Genomic DNA, 17,069 nt, shown 5'->3' with positions numbered 1-17,069 from the left:
TTATTTTCCTATCTGTGGGTGTGTTCCCGGGGTGAGCTGCAGGTCGATGCGGTCGTATGCTGAAGGGTCATCGAAAAACAGCTTGTAATAGAGCCCCTTGTTGAGCAGCTGTGCGGGCAGGTCAAAGGTCCAGTTCCCGGCTTCGGCCTGTGCAGGTACGTGAAACAGCTCGATTCCCTGACCCGTGAAAACGGGGATGCTTTCCTTCTGGACGCGAAGGGTGCAGGCTGGCAGAGCCACCTCGCTGGACAGGACCAGCCTGGCAGACTTGACCTTGCCGAAGAAAGACTTGGCTTCAACCTGGTAATGCGCTTTGCCTCCTCCGCCGAAGGAGAAAGTCTTAAAGCTGGGTGCGGAATAGGATGCGGAGTCTCCCGTGCCCAGCTGGGCAAAGAGACTGAAGTAGTAGGTTACGCCGAGTTCCAGGCCCTCCAGCTCGATGGCTTTGTGGAGATCATAGGTTTTTCTGTTGACCAGCTTGCTGGCCGCGCCGCTCTCCCCCGCTGCACTGGCGAAACGGTCAGTCCTCCAGACTATGAGCACATTCTCGCTGTCTTCGGGCCACTCAAAAATGATGTCGACATTGGCTCCGCTGGCCACCACCTTGGTTATTGACACGGCCTGTTTGCTGGTCACCATGGTTGAGCATCCCACCAGGGCCGTATCATTGCGAACCGTGGCGGCAATCAGCTGGTAGACCTGGTCGTCTGGAAGGGTAAATGTGCCCTTATCTGCGCTTTTGACTGTCAAGGATAGGGGAAGGACTTTGGTCTCCAGTTCTGAAACCGGCATAATGTCGCCAGCAGTCAGCTCGACTTTCTCTGGGCTGTAGTAGAAGCGTGCCTCACCCTTATCAGGGTTGTCCCATTCCAGATCAAAGGAACCGTCCTCCTTGAGCTGAGGAAGCATAAAATCAATTGGATCCGGCGGCGCGCTGGGTACGCCTGAGCAGGTCTGACCGCTCGAGTAAGCGGTGCCACCGTCCTTGGCGCGGTACTTGACGAAGATGGTGTAGTAATAGGTCACGCCGTTGCTCAGACCCTGATCCAGAAGGCCTCCTTCGGCAACATTGGTAACCCGCTTGCCCTTTCCGGGTTTATCTGGTGCGGAGTGTTCATCCCGCCAAACCTCGACCTCTGACGGCTTGGGAGGTCCAGCCCAACGGATCTGGATGGATCCTTCAGAGGCGCTGACCTCGACTGCATGCACGTCGAAGAGGTTTCTGACCGGTTGGGAACAGGTCAGATCCGAGGTAAGCGGGCCCAGTACTGTCGCAACCGCGTAGCAGTAGTCGGTATTCGCTTTCAGGCCATGATCCGTATAGCTTGTGCCAGCAGTGCGGACCAACGTTTCGCCGTCTTCAACATCGAGTGGGCGTGACCACTCCTTGCGTACGAGCAGGTAAGAGGCCTGCTTCGTTTTGGAGGGTGACCAGGTAATGACATTGCACTGGCTGTTCTGCTGAACCCTGACGCTCACTTTTTCCACAGCCTGGGGCGGTGTGGAGGCCAGAGCAACAGCCAGACCAGGGTAATCAGCGCAAGCTTCGTAAGCCCTTACGACGGCTTGGGTATCAGGATGCTTGGGATCTTCTCCATCCATGATCGACTGGGCTGTGCTGATTCCAGTGCCGATCCGCTCGACCAGGTCCTGTCTGTCAAACTGGGGTGCTCGCTTCTGGATGTCCTGATAGAGCTTCTTCGCCTCGACCAGATGGTTGGCGTTTATGGCTTCCTGCAGGCTTTGAACTTGCGAGCCAAATTGCTTCATACCCTGCTCAAGACGTGCCTTGCATTTGGCGATGTCAGGCAGATTCTTCCAAAGTTGCTCTGCGTCAGCCAGTAGCTGCTGGGCCTGGTCGAAATTCAAGTGGTTGATGGCGGATGCTGCCTCGTCGCATAAGGAGGATGCGCGTCCAAGATCGCCGAAGTCCATGGAGCACTTGGTGCAGAATTTTGCCGAGGCTGGGTTGCTCGTCCCGCATTTGGGACAGTCGATATGGGTCTTCCCGCCGCAGCTTGGGCAGACTGCCAGCCCCTGGTCGATCAGCGTACCGCACCAGAAGCAGACCTCTTTCTTGGCAGGTGTATCCGCTCCCTCTTTCTCGGGGGGAGCAAAGGCAATGCCATGCTTTACGCAACGACCCAGGATGTAGTCCATGGCTTCGTTTTCGTCCAAAGGGATGCCATGCTTGGCGGCGCTTGCAACCAGCCTGTTCGCGTATGACTCGGCCGTGGATGCATCCAAATGCTTGGATACCGAGCAGCCCTCGGCCATCTCGGTGAGAACCTCGTCAAGGCTGCAGTAGGACATGTAGTTGTCATACTCGCTGCGCTTGTCTTCGCTGGCGAAGATGCGGGCGCATTCCCCATAGAGTTTACGCCGATCCGCCACTTCAGTGGTGGCTTTGTTGGGTAGTGCTTGTTTATCCTCCTGGGCCCACTTGGCCCATTGCCCTGCTGGGGTGCTCCTGATCTTGGTAACGCCACGATCCTTGCCTAGAAGGTCGTAGAAATCCGAATAACCGTATGCAGCCAGCGTGCTTTGGGTGTTATGGAAGGTCGTGTAGCCCTTGGGTCTCGACAGGTCCTTGCCAGCGGGCGCCTGCTCGCCCTGTTTGATCTCGATGCCGGAGGGTGCCAAGCGTTGCACAGTAGCCTGGTCTATGGTCAAGTCCAGATCCTTCTGCACCTTTTTAATGACCAGATCCACTTCGCCCTGGAGCAGGTAAGCACCGGAATGGGCCAAGGCGAAGACATTGATTTGCTGTCGGATCTTTTTCTCTACCTGGTTTTTGGCATCCTCCCACTGAATCTTGCGCTTTTCCATAGTGTCCAAGTGCTCTTTGGCTTTGGGCAGGAGGTCAAGGCTGTGCCCTGCTCGGCTGGCCTTGGCGGAGTTTTTCACCTTGTCTGAGGACCACTGCCGTTCCTTTTGTGTTTTGGCGGCATTGAAAGCGGCTTCGAAGGCGGGATCATCGTCACTGGAGCCCACCAAGTCATTGGTAAAGTCAAAGAGGCCAAGTAGCAGGTAGTAATTTGTTTCATTCTGCATGGTGCCGGTTTCCTATCTGACCAGCCCATCGCCACTGCTGATGACTCGGGCGATCTTGGAGAAACTTTCGACCAAATGGCTGGCGTCTGTCAGTTCTGACAGGTCCTGGATGGAGGAGATCCGCCTAAGGAAGGATTCATTAGCACTCCCGATGCCTATGCCTATAGTGTTTATTCCTTGTTGCCAGGCAGACTGGGCATCCTGGACTGCTTCATCCTCGCCAAACCACTCACCATCAGTCAGGATAATGGCCAACTTAGTTGTTCCATAGTCAGAAAAAATAGTTTCCAACAAACCTAATGGGTTACTCGTCCCGTAGCCGCATAAACCTTCGTTGAAGTAATCATTGATTTTAGAGATAATGGTGTTCAACCTATGCTCTTTGAATGTTGCGTCTTGGAATATCCTGGTAGTACTTCCAAATCCAACTATTCCTACATGCATGGATCGAACATTAACTTGATCAACGAATCGTTGAGCAGCTTCAATGGCATCGCCAATGTTACCAGCCATACTGCCCGACATGTCGATGAATATATAAATCTCGCCTGTGCTGGGTATGCCGGGATTAGCTGTTTGCTCTACTTGATCATTCTCCAGAGGAGAACGGGTGGCCCAGCTCATGTCTTCAGGAACCGGCTCACGGTGCATGGGCAATGAGGTATTGGTCTCGGTCTGAACTGCGCTGATTGCGATGACCCCGTTTTCGTCGTAGCTGTAGGTCACGTCGATGAGTGTGCGCCCGTCGCCTACATAGGGAATATTGGTGAAGACATACTTGCCAGCCACCTCGTTATCCAGAGGTGCGGGTTCCTGCCCTTGGAGGAGGTATACTTCCAGCTCTCCTCCGGAAGTGGGCACCCGCAGCTCACGTCGTTGGGTCTGCCGGGCGGGGATGGGAGAATTTTTGGGAATCAGGATGTCGTTGATATATTGGGATCGGTCCGATGACTCAGCAATCATTCCTAGGCTGTGCGAGGTGACGTCGGTCACCTTGCGCCCGCCTAGGAGCATGTTTGGCCCATCAGATGGACTGGCTGAGGATCCGGAACCCAGCAGCATGGTTGGAGCTCCTGAAGCATTTTGATTGGCACGGATTGCTGCGCCTAGGGCTACGGCCTCATCCACATTAACGCCGCCCAGAGGAGGCTTGCCGGACATGCGTTCGATGTAGTCGTGGACCTGTTTCATTCTGGTGGAACCTCCCACCAGGATTGCTCCATCAACATCCTGCCAGCTGACGGGTGGATCCATGCTGGCAAAGAGCCTATCGACGATATCCGAGGTTTCCTGGAGCATGAAAGAAGTAATATCGTCAAACTCATCCCGGGTCAGCTCATACTTGCCGGTATGCCCTTGGTAGGAGACGCGGATGGGCGCAGAGTTGGCCCTGGAAAGGCGTTTCTTCGCCTTTTCCGCCACTACTGCTAGTTGACCCATCTGCTCTGAGTCGTCGCTCAAATCAACGTCGAACTCGTCCGAGAATTGGTCGGTGATCCAACGAACCAAGGCATCGTCCCAGTCCTTGCCGCCCAGCATGTGGCTGCCATCCGAGCCTAGGACTCTGATCTCTTCGCCGTCCACCTGTGCCAGGGTCACATCGAAGGTACCGCCGCCAAGGTCGTAAACCAGGACCTTGCGGGAAGCTCCGTCCGCGTTGAGACCGTAAGCAAAGACGGCCGCTGTCGGCTCGTTGAGCAGTCCGAGGACTTTCAGGCCCGCTTTGGAGGCAGCTTCCAAAGTGGCTTCTCGCTCGGAGTTCTTGAAATAGGCAGGCACAGTCACCACTGCCGCGTCTATGGTCTCGTCGGATACTTCCTGAGCTTGTTGAACCAACCCGCGCAACAGGATCCCAGCCAGGTCACTGGCAGAATACTGACTTCCGCAGAGTGTCAGTGAAAAGTCCTTTTGCCCCATTGAGCGTTTGAAGAAGGCAGCGGTCTCGGTATAGCCCAACTCCTGCTGTTCCTTGGCTTCTGCACCGATAAGGGTTTTACCTCCAGGCATGACGGCGACCACGGATGGGGTCACGGCCTCCCCTTCCGGGTTTCTGATGATGACGGCATGACCCGTGGTGGGATCGATGCGCCCCACTGCCGAATATGTAGTTCCCAGATCGATTCCGACTGCAATACCCATCGTCTTCAAGCCTTTCTTCGCTGCCTGCTCGTTTTCCCTGCCGAATTGAAAAGGGCTTGTCCTTGCACCGGCAGATGGTGAATGGTCGGTCAGCCTCCCGGAAGGCTGACCGACTTATAGATGAACTTATTCCATCGACAGACTGGTGGATGTGCTTACACGCTCCTTGGCCTCCTGGAGCTCCTGATCGTCAAGCGCGTTCTCTGCCTTCCATTCGGCATCGATATCGCTCCCGGACGTTTCATCCTTCCCATGCAGCTTGACCATGCCGTCAGCGGTAAGCTTCAGGGTGATGGAGATGACCGACTGGGCCGGCGTGTTGGGCTTGAGGTTAAGCTCCGCAGTTCCTAGGAAGCGATCCTCATCAACCGGGTAGGTGTCTACCTTGTCGGGTGTCTGATAGACGCGGATTTCCACCTTGATCTGGTTGTCCTCAGCTGTGCCGAATTGCTGAGTCACCTCGGCTGGTATCTCATCATCCTTCTTGATCAGGTTGAAAATCTTCTCCTGTCCGTCTTTGGCATCAGTGGCTTTGACTCCAAAACTCTTGGTGGAGACGGACACAACCCTGAGGCTTCCGCTGGAAAGCGTCGGCATGGCGGAACCGCCGCCGGAAAGTGTGGGCAGGATTCGCGATTCACCGGTTTCCTTGTTGACGGCGACTTCGTTGCCCTCTGCATCGGTTGACTTGGTTTCGTTTTCGCTGAGCTTGGACTGTTCGTCAGCCTGAAGCATGGCGTAGATGGCGGCGCCCTTGGCGACAGCCTCGTCCGGCTCATACACCTTGGGCTCTATTCCCAAGCGAGACTTGACTCCTTCTTGAACCTGAGGCATCTTGGTGGAGCCACCCACCAAGAGAATCTCATCGACGTTCACTCCCTCGGCCTTGGCAGTGCTGATGGCCTTTTCCGATAAGTCCAGGGAGGTATCCAGCAGGGCTGCTGTGGCATCGTCGAACTCTTCGCGTGTGATTTCGACCTGCGCCCTTTTGCCATTGAAGTTGAGCACGGCCTTGGCGCTCTTTTTGTTGCTCAGCGTCTGTTTGGTCTTTTCGGCCGTGATGGCAAGATCCTGAAGGAAGGTTTCGTTATCGTCGGCATCCATTGGACTCTCGTCACTACCGGTGGATTCCATGTATTTGTCCACCAAGAGCTGGCTCATAGCCTCGTCCCACTTTTTTCCGCCCAACTCGTGATCGCCCTCGGTGGTGACCACCCTGATGGTGCCCCCTGAGATTTTCATAATGGTGATATCGAAGGTGCCGCCGCCAAGATCGTAGATCATCACATTCTTGTCTTCAGTTGAAGTCGTTACCCCGTAGCAGATGGCTGCGGCCGTAGGTTCTTCGATGATGGCGAGCACATTGAGGCCGGCAATCTCCCCTGCCTGCTTGGTAGCCGTACGCTCTGCCTCACCAAAGTATGCAGGGCAGGTGATGATGACATCCTTCACGTCATCGCTGAGCTGATTGCTGGCTTGGTTGGCCAATTCCTTCAGTATGTAGGAGGATACTTCAATGGGAGATATGTCCTTGCCGTCGATGTTGATGGCGATCTTGCTCTTGCCCATAAGCTGTTTGACGAAAGCTATGGTTCTGTCAGGCTCCAAAACTGCCGAATCCTTGGCTTCTTGCCCGACAACCGGGGTTCCATCCGTGTCCCACTGCACCACTGATGGAGTGGTATCGGCATTGGTGTCAAGATTCTTGACCACCGTGGGACGACCATCCTCGTCTTGATAGGCAATGCAGGAATAGGTGGTTCCTAGGTCGATGCCGTATACGTATTTTGACATGCTGTCTGCTTCTTTCTGGTTTAAATGTTGATTGGCTGGTTTGTCTAAGCCCTTGGTTCTGATTTCTGCGTTTCAGGTGGAACAGCGCTGCCGGTCCCAATGCTGGAGTTGGAATCAAGGTCGCCTGGCTGATGCTGCCGGTGGCTGGACGGCAGCAGTCGATACACGGTTACCCTCTCTTTGAACACGCTTTCCTGGCCTCGCCTATACCCGGGCGCCAGCGACTGAGCAATGGTCTTGTGCTTGTTGGGATCATCGGTGTCCACAGGTTTGACCATTCGTTGCCACTTGCCTTGGAAGGGCTCGCCTGGCTGGCTGGACACCTGCTCTACATCGTTTTTATTGAGTATGTCCTTCAGGACATCTTCGACATTGGCCAATTGCTCCGCAGCCAGCTGGGAACCTGGCTGGTCTCCCAGCCCCATCTTCATCTGACGAATGTCGTCCAACTCCGCAGCGATATCATAAAGAATCGGCCTCAGCAGGTCGTTTTTGATCCCCTCACGGAGCACTTTCAACTCCTGGTGCTGTCGATCTATGACCGTCTCTTTGGTCTGGTCATATTGCAGCCGCTGGCTGAACAGAGCCTGAAGCTGATTCATTGCCTTACCCAAGGAATCGATTGACTTTTGTATGTCCATGGCCACGGCATTCGGATTGCCATTGACCTGATTGGACTCCCGAACTGCTTCTGTATGGTCAGGTTCTACAGCCGTCTCGGCTACCCTAGGCCCGGAGACAGGAGCATCCGTGCTGTACGCTGCCTTTTGCCTGGGCTCCGGTGGGAAACTAGGCAAAGGCATGTCTTCCTCTGCTTCTCGGTTCTCCATTGTTTCTGCTCCTTTATCGCCTTTCGCATTAGATCTATATGACGGTTGGCTGCTCAATTGCGGTCGCCTGCTTCATGTCATTGACTGCTTTGCTTGCTTCCCCCTTGTCCGGCCAGCAGCGCTTCGTACAGGCCAGCGACTGGTTTTTCCAGCGGCAGGCTGGCTTTGGAGAAGGTCTGCATGCTGAGGTCCTTAGCCAAATTCGGATCGCAGTTTTGAAGGATCCAGCTCATGACCGCGTTGACATTCAAGGGTTTAAAGGCATTGCCATTCCCAGCCGTATGGCCTATTGCACTGACTGCGAAGAAACGCGAACTCTTGAAATTCTGCTCAATGAGATCAACGATTTCGGGCATATCCATGTCCACCAGGAACTGTCGGCATAGTAAGTCCATGAGGTCGAAATCATTAGTGAATCTCTCCGTGTTCGCTGCTCTGATTTTCATCACGCCCTTGTTGCCGAAGCGATCATCCAACCCTTCCGCCTCATCGACCTTATTGAGGACAACGGCAAGTGGCATGGAGAGTTTTCCGCTCTTATCGATTTTCGTGTTCTCCCGCAGGTCATTGTTGAGAGCGTTCATCACGTCTTCCAGACTTGCTGAGCTGACAGCGCTCTGATCACCGGCATCCATTTGATTCCCGAAAAGCGCCTGAGCCTTGGGCAGTGACATGGGATCGATCACCAGAACAATGCCATCACAGTGCTCGTACTGACGTTGTTGCTCGTTTTCGCTGTTGCCGACGAAGGTCTCTCCAGCGATGTCGTAGATTTGCATCAGTCGACGAGGCTTCAGCTTCTCCCCTTCAAGATAAAAGCTGAAGGAGATTGTGCTGGAGATATCGGTGCGTGTAACGGTGGCCGTCTTTTTTACGGTACCGTTCTGATAGTCCATGGTCATAGCGCTGTACATGCTCTTCTTGCTGTCATCGTAGAAATGTGTCGTCAATCCGTGGGTTGATGCCTGATGGTCGATAAGATCCTTGACATAGGCAGTAATGAAGGCGCTTTTACCAGCCGACTCGCCTCCCACGATGGGAATACACACGGTATGACTTCCGGCACCTTGCACGGTTACTTCTCGTCCCGACTTCCAGCAGTTGGGGCAGATGGCATCAAGCGACCTGCGAGGGTTCTTCAGAACAAGGAGACTTGAAGGCAGTTTGGCTCCGCATGTGCATCTGTGATGCAGGGCACCAAATACATTTGGTGACAGCTCTTGATGCTTGGCTCCGCAGGAGGGACAGATGTAAACCGGGTATGCGAACCGCGTGTGACAGGTGTCACAAACAAGTGAAACCCTGCGCAGTTTCATCATCACCAGCTCTATGACAAAGATGATGCCTGTGTAAGCTATGCCGATGATGTCGACGACAAGGAATACAGCAATGTGAGGGATGAGCATAAAGAAGCAGAAAGTGACACCGGCCAAGATGGTCATAGTCGCTGCACCTATCCAAAAAGTGTAGCTGAATATCCACCACAACACGTTTATAATTATGTTGTCGATTTTGATCATGAAATTTGGCGAATCTTCTATTGTATTTGCCAAAGAAAATAAAGATTCTTCGATATTCTTCAGAGCAGAGGTGACCACCTGCTTCAGATCCGCTAAACCTGGCCCAAAATAATAAGAATGCTTGGCTGGCTCCTTGGCAGCTTCGCTCATATTGTATCCTCACTCTCCAAAGTGCTTCAAATTCCTTATATGATTCCTTGTAAAACGCCAATGGAGGCCAACAGGGGAACAATAAACTTTTTGCCCACGAATAGGCAGCAGAATAGCCAGAAGAGAGTCAGCGTGACTCCTATAGTGATTCCAACTTTTTTTCCATAAGTTGTAATCAAGGCTGAGTAATATCCGATAAGGCTTTTGCCGATACCGTATAAGAAGGCGACAAATAGCACCATGATCAAAGCCATGAGTATAAAAGGGAGCGCAAATGCAATGGCAGCGCAAATAAGTGCTATCACGATAACCAGCACTATTAAGAAAAAGATGACTTCCATGACCCCATAATCCTTTTCGAGTTAGCAGTTCCATTGATTTGTCATAACTAGTAGGGGTAAGCCGTATCCATAACCTCAGGTCTGGCCCTAAGAAATTGGAGCTTTATCGGCTTCTGACGACCGCGTCTTAGATAGGCCATGCCTATGTCGCGTCGAGGATTGGGGTCAAAGCTGACCTTGTTTTGCAGATCAGATCCCAGTATCAACTTCCGGGTTGCAACTCTTGCCACACGAAAGCAAACACGCAGATTGCAGGCCAGAGTGAGGTTGGCGGGAAGAGCTTTGACGGATGGCTTTTGAGTCAGAATGATTACACAGATGCCTACTTTCGCCCCTTTCTTTGCGATGGTTTGCAAATAGCGTTTTATGTCATCCAAGTAGGTCTGATCGTTTTTGGGAATGTGCGGATTGGCGAAAAGGCGTGAGCACTCATTGATAAAAAGCACCTGAAAACCGAATGGGCAATCAGCGGCAGCCTGCCAGTAATCGTTCAGGCCGCTTTTGCGCATGGTGATCTGTCGAGAGCGAATAGCGGTATAGACCTCTTGAATTTCGCTGCAGACTAGATCAATTCCATCCGACAGATGAGTGTACGAGGTGACATAATCAGTGAATCGTTCAAAATTGGAAGTGCCGTTGCAGTCGATAATGCGCAGGTCAACCTTCCGGCTTGCGACAAGAGAAGCCATGATGCTGGTCATGCAGACGACTGATCCCGATCCATGTTCTCCTGCAGCAAGCAGGCCGCCTGTATCCTTGAGGTTCAAGTAACGGAGTGAGCCGCTTTTGTCGCTTAAACAGGCAATTGAACCCTTGCTCAAGTTGAAGGCAGGTATTTTTCCAATAAAACCTGTTGGTTTTTTGGCAGGTGAATTGGACTTGTCTAAGTGGCGGCTCTGATAATGCCGTCTAGGTTGCTTTTCCTTAGCACTCTTGGGGGCGATACCAGCCAGCTTATCGTAGACCGGGATGGGCCATTGGTTTTGATCGGTGGGCGCTTCCAAGGAACATAGTGGTATTTCTCCGTAGCTTTTGACTAGGGAGGCAAGATACCCTTCCTCCTTCGTTTTTTCTGGCTTGAAGTTTATATAGGAGGGATCATCCAGGGCTCTTTGCTTCATCATGCCGACGAAGTCCGAATAAGCCATGGCATGGATATCGCCTGGCCAGCTGATATCCGAGTCAAGTTTTGCTTCCCCGGTTGAGGCCGGCACTAGAACGACAAAGGACTCAACTGTGCTACTGCTTCCATTGGCCCGGAGATAGGTGCTTAAGTTGTGCTGGGCAAAAGCCATATTGGCGCTGAATATGTATGGTTCATGGGCTACGACTCGGGCCTTTGGATACATGCAGAACATAGCTTTTCCCGGCACTAGATTGTGGTAATCGATGCCAGCTCGGTAATTTTTCACATCGACCAACAAAATGTGTGATCCGAACATCAGAATGCAATCAATGTCGGTGCCTCTGGTGTTGCGATGTCCATCGGCTTCGGGATTCCAAACCGACCAGAATGATACACAGTGGTCCAAGATGCCATCCCAGGTCAGGAGTTTGGCGAATATTTCTTCGCCTTTCGTACCAGTGCGAACTTCGGTTTTGCCGAATCCGCTGTCTGCGAGACCTGAACCTGGATGGCCGTAAATTCGAGCTCCATGAATATCGTGGTTACAAATGTCGCGGTAGGCTTTCAAGGTTTTTTGTGAAGCCCTCGGCACCAAGCTTTCATCAATGACAGGAATCCCGGGTGTGGCCGTTTGAAGCTGGTAGCGGGAGATTGCCTGTGCCCAGGCTTCTCCTAACTCCTCCTCCGTAGGTTTCTTTACAGCATCCCAGTCGATCTCGTCATCCCGGGCAGCAGACCAGAGGGGAGCGGATCGCTCCTTGCTCCTGGCTGTCCCGGGAAAATGAAACCGTGGCACTGATGTCTCCTATTCGATGAATCGCCTTGAAAGTCCAAACTTCAATCAGACATGCTCAATCACATAGTCATGACTGCTGTCAGCATCGCGGACGAACTGCTTCGCCTCATCCATCGTCACCTCGTTGAGCACCACCTTGTCTGGCGCTAGAAAATGGCGCTCTACCACCTTGTACTGCGGATCATCTGTGAAAAATCCCATTGTTCAGTTCCTTTCATTTCCTGTTTGTGTTGAATCGTCCAAACGAGATTGAATAACTACCTGAGCTGGCCGCAAAACCATGTTGCCCATCAGATATCCCGGTCGAATCACCTTGCATATTGAGCCAGGCTCGGCTGTGGTCTGGTCTTTGTTCTCGTCATCGCCTGCAACGCCTACGACCTCATGGACTCGCGGATCGACTGAACCATTGGTACTTATCGGGTTCAACCCATACTGTGAAAGCAGGTCAAGGATTTCTTCAGCGACAGACCGATTCAATTCAAGCGAAGGATCGTTGCTTTGCAGGCGATCGACAGCCAGGAGGAGCTCCTTGAACAAAGGCGCAAACGCCTTATGGGTGTCCAAATCATCACGTTCACGAAGGCTTTGTTCCAATGAACGAATCAGCTGCTTGGTGTTTTTATCCTCCGACAATCTGCGTACAAATAGATCCTGCAGGCCTTTCAAGTTCTGGGAGATAGCCTCTATGCCTTGATCGTTCTCAGGCATTTTGCACACCTGTTCGGGCGGCTTCTTCACTGACTTTATCCCTATTGAGTTCGTAGCCATACGGTAATACTCCAAAATACAATGCAAAGGCAAGTACAGCAGTGATTATGACTATTGCCAGGAAATGCACGAAGCCGTGGAAAAGCCAATTAACAATAAGAAGAGCTATAAACCAAACGATAATTGATTTTATACCGCCAAATATCGTTGATACTGTAAAGTGACGCTTTCCTGCATAATCGAGTGCCTCTTTATATGATTGCCTTTCTGCGTTGAGATCATCATCATCGACTTCAAGTGATTCGATCTCATTCATGATTTCGACGCCGGCTTTCAACTGAGCCTCATTTGTGGGGACATCATCAGTCGGGAATTTGCCTTCGGACGCGCTCAATTTTGATTCTAGGTAAATGAGTGCATAGCTGACAAAGTTCTTAGTAATATCTGAATTATCAGGGTGTACATCATGGAGAGACTTGAAATGGTTAAAACCTTCCTCATCCCGGCCGGATAATGCCATAATGTAGCCAATTTGAATTGCGGCATGGTAATTAGATGGATCTAACTTTATAGTTTTTCGATATTCGTTTATTGCCGTATCGTATTTTTCTTCATCATACGCAATTGACGCCGCTGTAGAATGGAGACCAGCATTATTGGGTTCGATTTGGATTCCTTGGTCGATGGCAAAGTCTGCGTCGTCGTATTTGTTCAGCTCAGAAGCTAATAGAGCGCGGAACTCCCAGGCTTGTGCGTTGTTGCTTTGTACGTCTGTGGCTTCTTTGGCAGCGCTGTAAGCTTTGCGCGTGTCACCGTTTCTGTAATACTCGCGTGAAACAGCTAGCCAGTCCTTGTTACCACTTCTAGTTGGCTGATCTGAAGAGTTGTCCGGTGGAGCAGATTCGAGTTGCTGATCATAAGCATCACGTTTTTCTGGATCGGTAAGAATTTTTTCTGCTTCACCGATCTGCTCCACTTTCTTCTCTGCCATAGTTCTGGTGTCAATGTCAGGAGAACTATCCACTCTTCGGCGGTACTTAGCCCTTTGTTGACGTATGGCTTTCTTGATTTCTGCCTCAGTTGCATCAGGTGAAATATTGAGAAGCTGGTAATAATCAATCATAGTAAGTTCCTTAAATGTCATTCAGATTTTCTTTGCTAATTATGCGTGTCGCCTACTCGCGCATGGGCTTAGTCGATGGACAATGTATTCAGCTTGTTTGCTGAATCGGCCATCTCCTGCTTGCCAAGATTGGCTACACGGTCGATTTCAAAAGACCCCAGTGATTGGTTGGTCACTAGATCCGTGACTTCAATTTGCACCGTCTGATCAATGTCGTAATAGTAGGTTATTTTCACCGGAGAATTCTCCGGATGTGGAGGCAGGTTCAATGTGCTAGTGCCGATGATCGTAACGAACTGGGGATCCTCGTCATCACCTTGTGTGACCTGGACTTTAACACATTCCTGGTTGTCTTGCATTGTGTAAAAAACGTTAGAATATGAACCTGGTATAGCTGAATTTCTGGGTATGACGATGCTGTTGTGCAGGCCGTCTGTTTCATCATTGGCAACGAGCACACCCAAAGACTGAGAGGCAACATCTTGGATCTGAACAGCTCCGCCCAAAGTAGGCAGACCCTCTGCAGCTGGATCCTTGCCTTCCGCCTCAAGTAGTTTGGACTCCTCCAAACCAGCTTGGACAGCGGCCCCTTTGGCAACGGCCTCATCAGGGTTTACGTCGGATTGAGGCTCTTTTCCTGTCAGCTTCTCCATCATCCGATGCACCATCGGCATTCGAGTGGACCCTCCTACGAGGAGGACGTAATCGATGTCGTTCCAGTCGAAATCTGCCTCATCCATGACGTCTTGAACCAGATCCCTGGTACGTGCAAGCAGACTTTGCGTAGCTTGTTCAAACTCTTCACGTGTTATGGCTATCTTGTAGTTTTTCCCTTTGAAGGTTATGAAAACGTTGGTGGTGGAGAATTTGCTCAAGGCCCGCTTGGCTATCTCTGCTTTTTCACGCAAATCTGCAGTCGCCTGGAAGTCGTCGAGCAGTCCTTCACTGCCTTGGTCGGATACCTTGGCTGCTATGAGCTTCATTAAGGCATTGTCGAAATCGAAGCCTCCGAGGTTGCGATCACCATCAGTCCCTATAACCTCAAACGTGAGATCTTCGACGCTGAGCAAGGTGACATCAAACGTGCCACCGCCCAAGTCATAAACAAGGATGGTTCCCTTTTTCTGAGAGTCCAAACCATAGGAAATTGCCGCCGCAGTCGGCTCGTTCAGGACGCGCAGCACGTTGAAACCAGCGATTTTACCGGCTTGTTTTGTGGCTGTGCGACGAGCATCGTCAAAGTAAGCAGGAACCGTGATGACTGCATCGGTGATTTCTTTACCGAGATTCGTTTCAGCATCCTGCTTGAGATGCTTTAAGATAATAGCTGAAATTTCTTCAGGTGAGTACGACTGACCGGCGGGAGAATCATATCGCCAATTCGGCTCACCCATATGGCGCTTAACAAACTGAACCACATTGTCCGGATCCGCTGCAGCCATATGCTTTGCAGCAGTGCCAACCGTGGGTTTATCCTGCCCATCTGTTTGAGGGAAATATACTACAGAAGGAGTGGAAGACTCACCTTCTGGGGTTTTTAAAACTGCACCCCCCCCCCCGGAGAAAGAATGGCTACTGCCGAGTAAGTAGTGCCTAAATCAATTCCTACCGCCTGTTTCATTCTTCCCCTTCTGCAATCCCAACAGTTAAACAACCACTTCTTACAGATAAAGTATATATCCTCGTTAAGACGTAAAGTGGCTTTTATTCGTCTACTGGTCATTCTGATTAATTGAAAGTAGTAAAAAGTAGCTGTCGTCGCCACCAACCTGCTTTAGGTTATGGCGAACTTGAAATACCGTTTGCTGAAAGGCGAGAAATGGAAGACCTGATAAATCAGCACAACTATATGCAAATTCAGTTAGAACCTTGCACTGCCCGTGTCGCTATGAGGACCAGGCATGAATTGAAAGTCGGTCAAGGCTGAATGCCGATTTGACCTTGACATGATGGCAGGGTTTAGTGTCAAGGCATGACACATGGGGACAAATCTAGTGGCTATGACAGCAAAGAATGCTTGAGCATCGGTCAGATGTCAGAGCTTACCGGGGTCAGTCGGAGAATGCTGCGCCATTGGGAGGAGGAAGGACTGGTCTCTCCCATTCGTGGCCAGTCGAATTACCGGCAATATATGCACGAAGATGTCGCACGGCTGGAGCGAATTGCGATCTACAGGGAAATGGGATTCAATGCCCGACAAATCAGGGCATTGCTCGATTGCAAAACACTCTTGGCCTTGGACGAGTTGCGGGGTCAGCGCTCGCGGATTCAGGAGAAAATCCAGCTTCTTAGGAAAGCTGCGAATCGTCTGGACCGGCTCACAGCCCTTGCTGAGGGAAAGTCAGGTAATGATTCAGCCACTACGAAGACCAATCAGGAGGACCAGTACTTTTCGGAAGCATACGAACGCTGGGGTGCTAGCAGGCAGTGGCTTGAGTATGCGGAGCGAAAAGCCATGTGCTCCGAGCAAGAGCAGAAAAAGGACACGGCCCGGCTCAAAAATGTAGAAAGTGAGCTTGCACAAGCCAAACGAAAAGGTCTGGCTCCGACATCAGATAAGGTTCTAGAACTGATTGACGAGCATCGGCAGGCTTTGTCATGGTTCCATGTGACGCCGTCCATGCATGTCATTCTGGGGCGAATGTATGTGGCCGACCCGCGTTTCAGGCGCCATTACGAACAACTGGAACCTGGATTGGCGCAATGGATGCTTGCTGCAATCGAAACTGCGGCTCGTGCAAACGGGATAGATCCGGCAACCGCCAAATGGGAGTGACGCAGTCAGTATCTTCCATCTACGTATCAGGTTTTCTGTTTGACAACCCAATTGAAAATCCTTCAACTAAGGAACGAGGTAACCATGCACAACCATGACCAGACCAGAGCTTCTGCTTATACAGGCGCAAGCATAAGTCCCGTGCCGGAGCCGGGAAAGAATGCGGAACCGCCGGAGCCTTATAGGGGCATCTATCTTATGCCCATGTTCATGTGCCTGTATAGCCACGATCTAGATGAATCAGAAGTTTTCTGGACGCAGGGACTAGGCTTCATCGATTTATACACCATGCCGGGCATGATGATTCACTTGAGGCGCTGGGCCTTTCAGGATGTGCTGATTCGTAAGAGTGGTTCCAATACTGGCGACTCTGATACGGATATGGAGTCCATAGGAAGCCTGAGCGTAGCAGTCACGGAAAAGCAAATCAGCAAGATTGTGGATGCATGCGAGCGCCTTCGTCCTGGCTCCACTTCAGCTCCATTACGTAAGCCGTGGAACTCACTCGAAGCCAGGATTCACACTCCGGAAGGCCTGATTCTTATTCTGACAGCCGCTTTGGCTGTCGACAAACAGAAGGGTCAAGTTTATCTGAACTCGCACGGTCAATGAACAAAGATGAAGTACCTCCCCTACTCGTGATTTGATTGAAAGAGCAACGATTAGATGTCTCGAATGGCCGAATGAAAAATATATAAGACTTATAACG

General features: G+C 51.4%; 12 protein-coding genes and 1 pseudogene. 2 read left to right on the top strand and 11 right to left on the bottom strand.

Features of this window, described 5'->3' with window-relative positions:
* From H3T93_RS02595 to H3T93_RS02545, 11 genes and pseudogenes are all read right to left on the bottom strand, one after another.
* Positions 1-3,054 carry a double zinc ribbon domain-containing protein gene (locus H3T93_RS02595; protein ID WP_144177037.1) on the bottom strand — a complete coding sequence of 1,018 codons (3,054 nt, stop codon included), beginning with the start codon at positions 3,052-3,054 and terminating at the stop codon, positions 1-3.
* A 12-nt stretch (positions 3,055-3,066) separates the two neighbouring features.
* On the bottom strand, positions 3,067-5,193 hold the full coding sequence (locus tag H3T93_RS02590; protein ID WP_144177039.1) for an Hsp70 family protein: 2,127 nt from the start codon (positions 5,191-5,193) through the stop codon (positions 3,067-3,069).
* 126 nt (positions 5,194-5,319) lie between these two features.
* Positions 5,320-6,987, bottom strand: coding sequence for an Hsp70 family protein (locus H3T93_RS02585; protein ID WP_144177041.1), 1,668 nt, complete (start codon positions 6,985-6,987; stop codon positions 5,320-5,322).
* A gap of 44 nt (positions 6,988-7,031) precedes the next feature.
* Positions 7,032-7,817, bottom strand: a complete 786-nt coding sequence (gene grpE / locus H3T93_RS02580) for a nucleotide exchange factor GrpE (RefSeq protein ID WP_144177043.1) — start codon at positions 7,815-7,817, stop codon at positions 7,032-7,034.
* Between the two features lie 77 nt (positions 7,818-7,894).
* A complete protein-coding gene (locus tag H3T93_RS02575) occupies positions 7,895-9,487 on the bottom strand; it encodes a TRAFAC clade GTPase domain-containing protein (protein ID WP_144177045.1) in 1,593 nt (530 codons plus the stop codon).
* Positions 9,488-9,522: 35 nt separating this feature from the next.
* A complete protein-coding gene (locus H3T93_RS02570) occupies positions 9,523-9,828 on the bottom strand; it encodes a hypothetical protein (RefSeq protein WP_144177047.1) in 306 nt (101 codons plus the stop codon).
* Between the two features lie 47 nt (positions 9,829-9,875).
* Positions 9,876-11,750, bottom strand: coding sequence for a nuclease-related domain-containing protein (locus H3T93_RS02565; RefSeq protein ID WP_144177049.1), 1,875 nt, complete (start codon positions 11,748-11,750; stop codon positions 9,876-9,878).
* A gap of 45 nt (positions 11,751-11,795) precedes the next feature.
* Entirely contained in the window at positions 11,796-11,951 is a 156-nt protein-coding gene (locus H3T93_RS02560) for a hypothetical protein (protein WP_186363879.1), read from the bottom strand.
* A 3-nt stretch (positions 11,952-11,954) separates the two neighbouring features.
* Entirely contained in the window at positions 11,955-12,461 is a 507-nt protein-coding gene (grpE, locus tag H3T93_RS02555) for a nucleotide exchange factor GrpE (protein ID WP_186363880.1), read from the bottom strand.
* On the bottom strand, positions 12,454-13,584 hold the full coding sequence (locus H3T93_RS02550) for a tetratricopeptide repeat protein (protein ID WP_186363881.1): 1,131 nt from the start codon (positions 13,582-13,584) through the stop codon (positions 12,454-12,456). Before H3T93_RS02550 ends, grpE (H3T93_RS02555) begins: the two co-directional genes overlap by 8 nt.
* A 68-nt stretch (positions 13,585-13,652) precedes the next feature.
* Positions 13,653-15,131: pseudogene (locus tag H3T93_RS02545) on the bottom strand (Hsp70 family protein); the annotation flags it as partial.
* A 485-nt stretch (positions 15,132-15,616) separates the two neighbouring features.
* Between H3T93_RS02545 and H3T93_RS02540 the strand changes: the two are divergent.
* A complete protein-coding gene (locus H3T93_RS02540; RefSeq protein WP_186363882.1) occupies positions 15,617-16,360 on the top strand; it encodes a MerR family transcriptional regulator in 744 nt (247 codons plus the stop codon).
* An 84-nt stretch (positions 16,361-16,444) separates the two neighbouring features.
* Complete coding sequence (locus H3T93_RS02535; protein ID WP_144177056.1) at positions 16,445-16,972, top strand: VOC family protein; 528 nt, start codon at positions 16,445-16,447, stop codon at positions 16,970-16,972.
* Positions 16,973-17,069: the final 97 nt, after the last annotated feature.

This window comes from Bifidobacterium sp. M0404 (genome assembly GCF_016101415.1).
In the GTDB taxonomy this organism is placed as follows: domain Bacteria; phylum Actinomycetota; class Actinomycetes; order Actinomycetales; family Bifidobacteriaceae; genus Bombiscardovia; species Bombiscardovia polysaccharolytica.
Note: the sequence above shows the minus strand (reverse complement) of the source record. Positions and strands in the feature narration are given on the sequence as shown.

Excerpts from the sequence above, each read along its gene's own strand:
- H3T93_RS02585 (WP_144177041.1), bottom strand. The coding sequence starts at position 6,987 with ATGTCAAAATACGTATACGGCATCGACCTAGGAACCACCTATTCCTGC.
- H3T93_RS02550 (WP_186363881.1), bottom strand. The coding sequence starts at position 13,584 with ATGATTGATTATTACCAGCTTCTCAATATTTCACCTGATGCAACTGAG.
- H3T93_RS02575 (WP_144177045.1), bottom strand. The coding sequence starts at position 9,487 with ATGAGCGAAGCTGCCAAGGAGCCAGCCAAGCATTCTTATTATTTTGGG.
- H3T93_RS02535 (WP_144177056.1), top strand. The coding sequence starts at position 16,445 with ATGCACAACCATGACCAGACCAGAGCTTCTGCTTATACAGGCGCAAGC.
- H3T93_RS02570 (WP_144177047.1), bottom strand. The coding sequence starts at position 9,828 with ATGGAAGTCATCTTTTTCTTAATAGTGCTGGTTATCGTGATAGCACTT.
- H3T93_RS02590 (WP_144177039.1), bottom strand. The coding sequence starts at position 5,193 with ATGGGTATTGCAGTCGGAATCGATCTGGGAACTACATATTCGGCAGTG.
- H3T93_RS02560 (WP_186363879.1), bottom strand. The coding sequence starts at position 11,951 with ATGGGATTTTTCACAGATGATCCGCAGTACAAGGTGGTAGAGCGCCAT.
- H3T93_RS02540 (WP_186363882.1), top strand. The coding sequence starts at position 15,617 with ATGTCAGAGCTTACCGGGGTCAGTCGGAGAATGCTGCGCCATTGGGAG.
- grpE (WP_186363880.1), bottom strand. The coding sequence starts at position 12,461 with ATGCCTGAGAACGATCAAGGCATAGAGGCTATCTCCCAGAACTTGAAA.
- H3T93_RS02595 (WP_144177037.1), bottom strand. The coding sequence starts at position 3,054 with ATGCAGAATGAAACAAATTACTACCTGCTACTTGGCCTCTTTGACTTT.
- grpE (WP_144177043.1), bottom strand. The coding sequence starts at position 7,817 with ATGGAGAACCGAGAAGCAGAGGAAGACATGCCTTTGCCTAGTTTCCCA.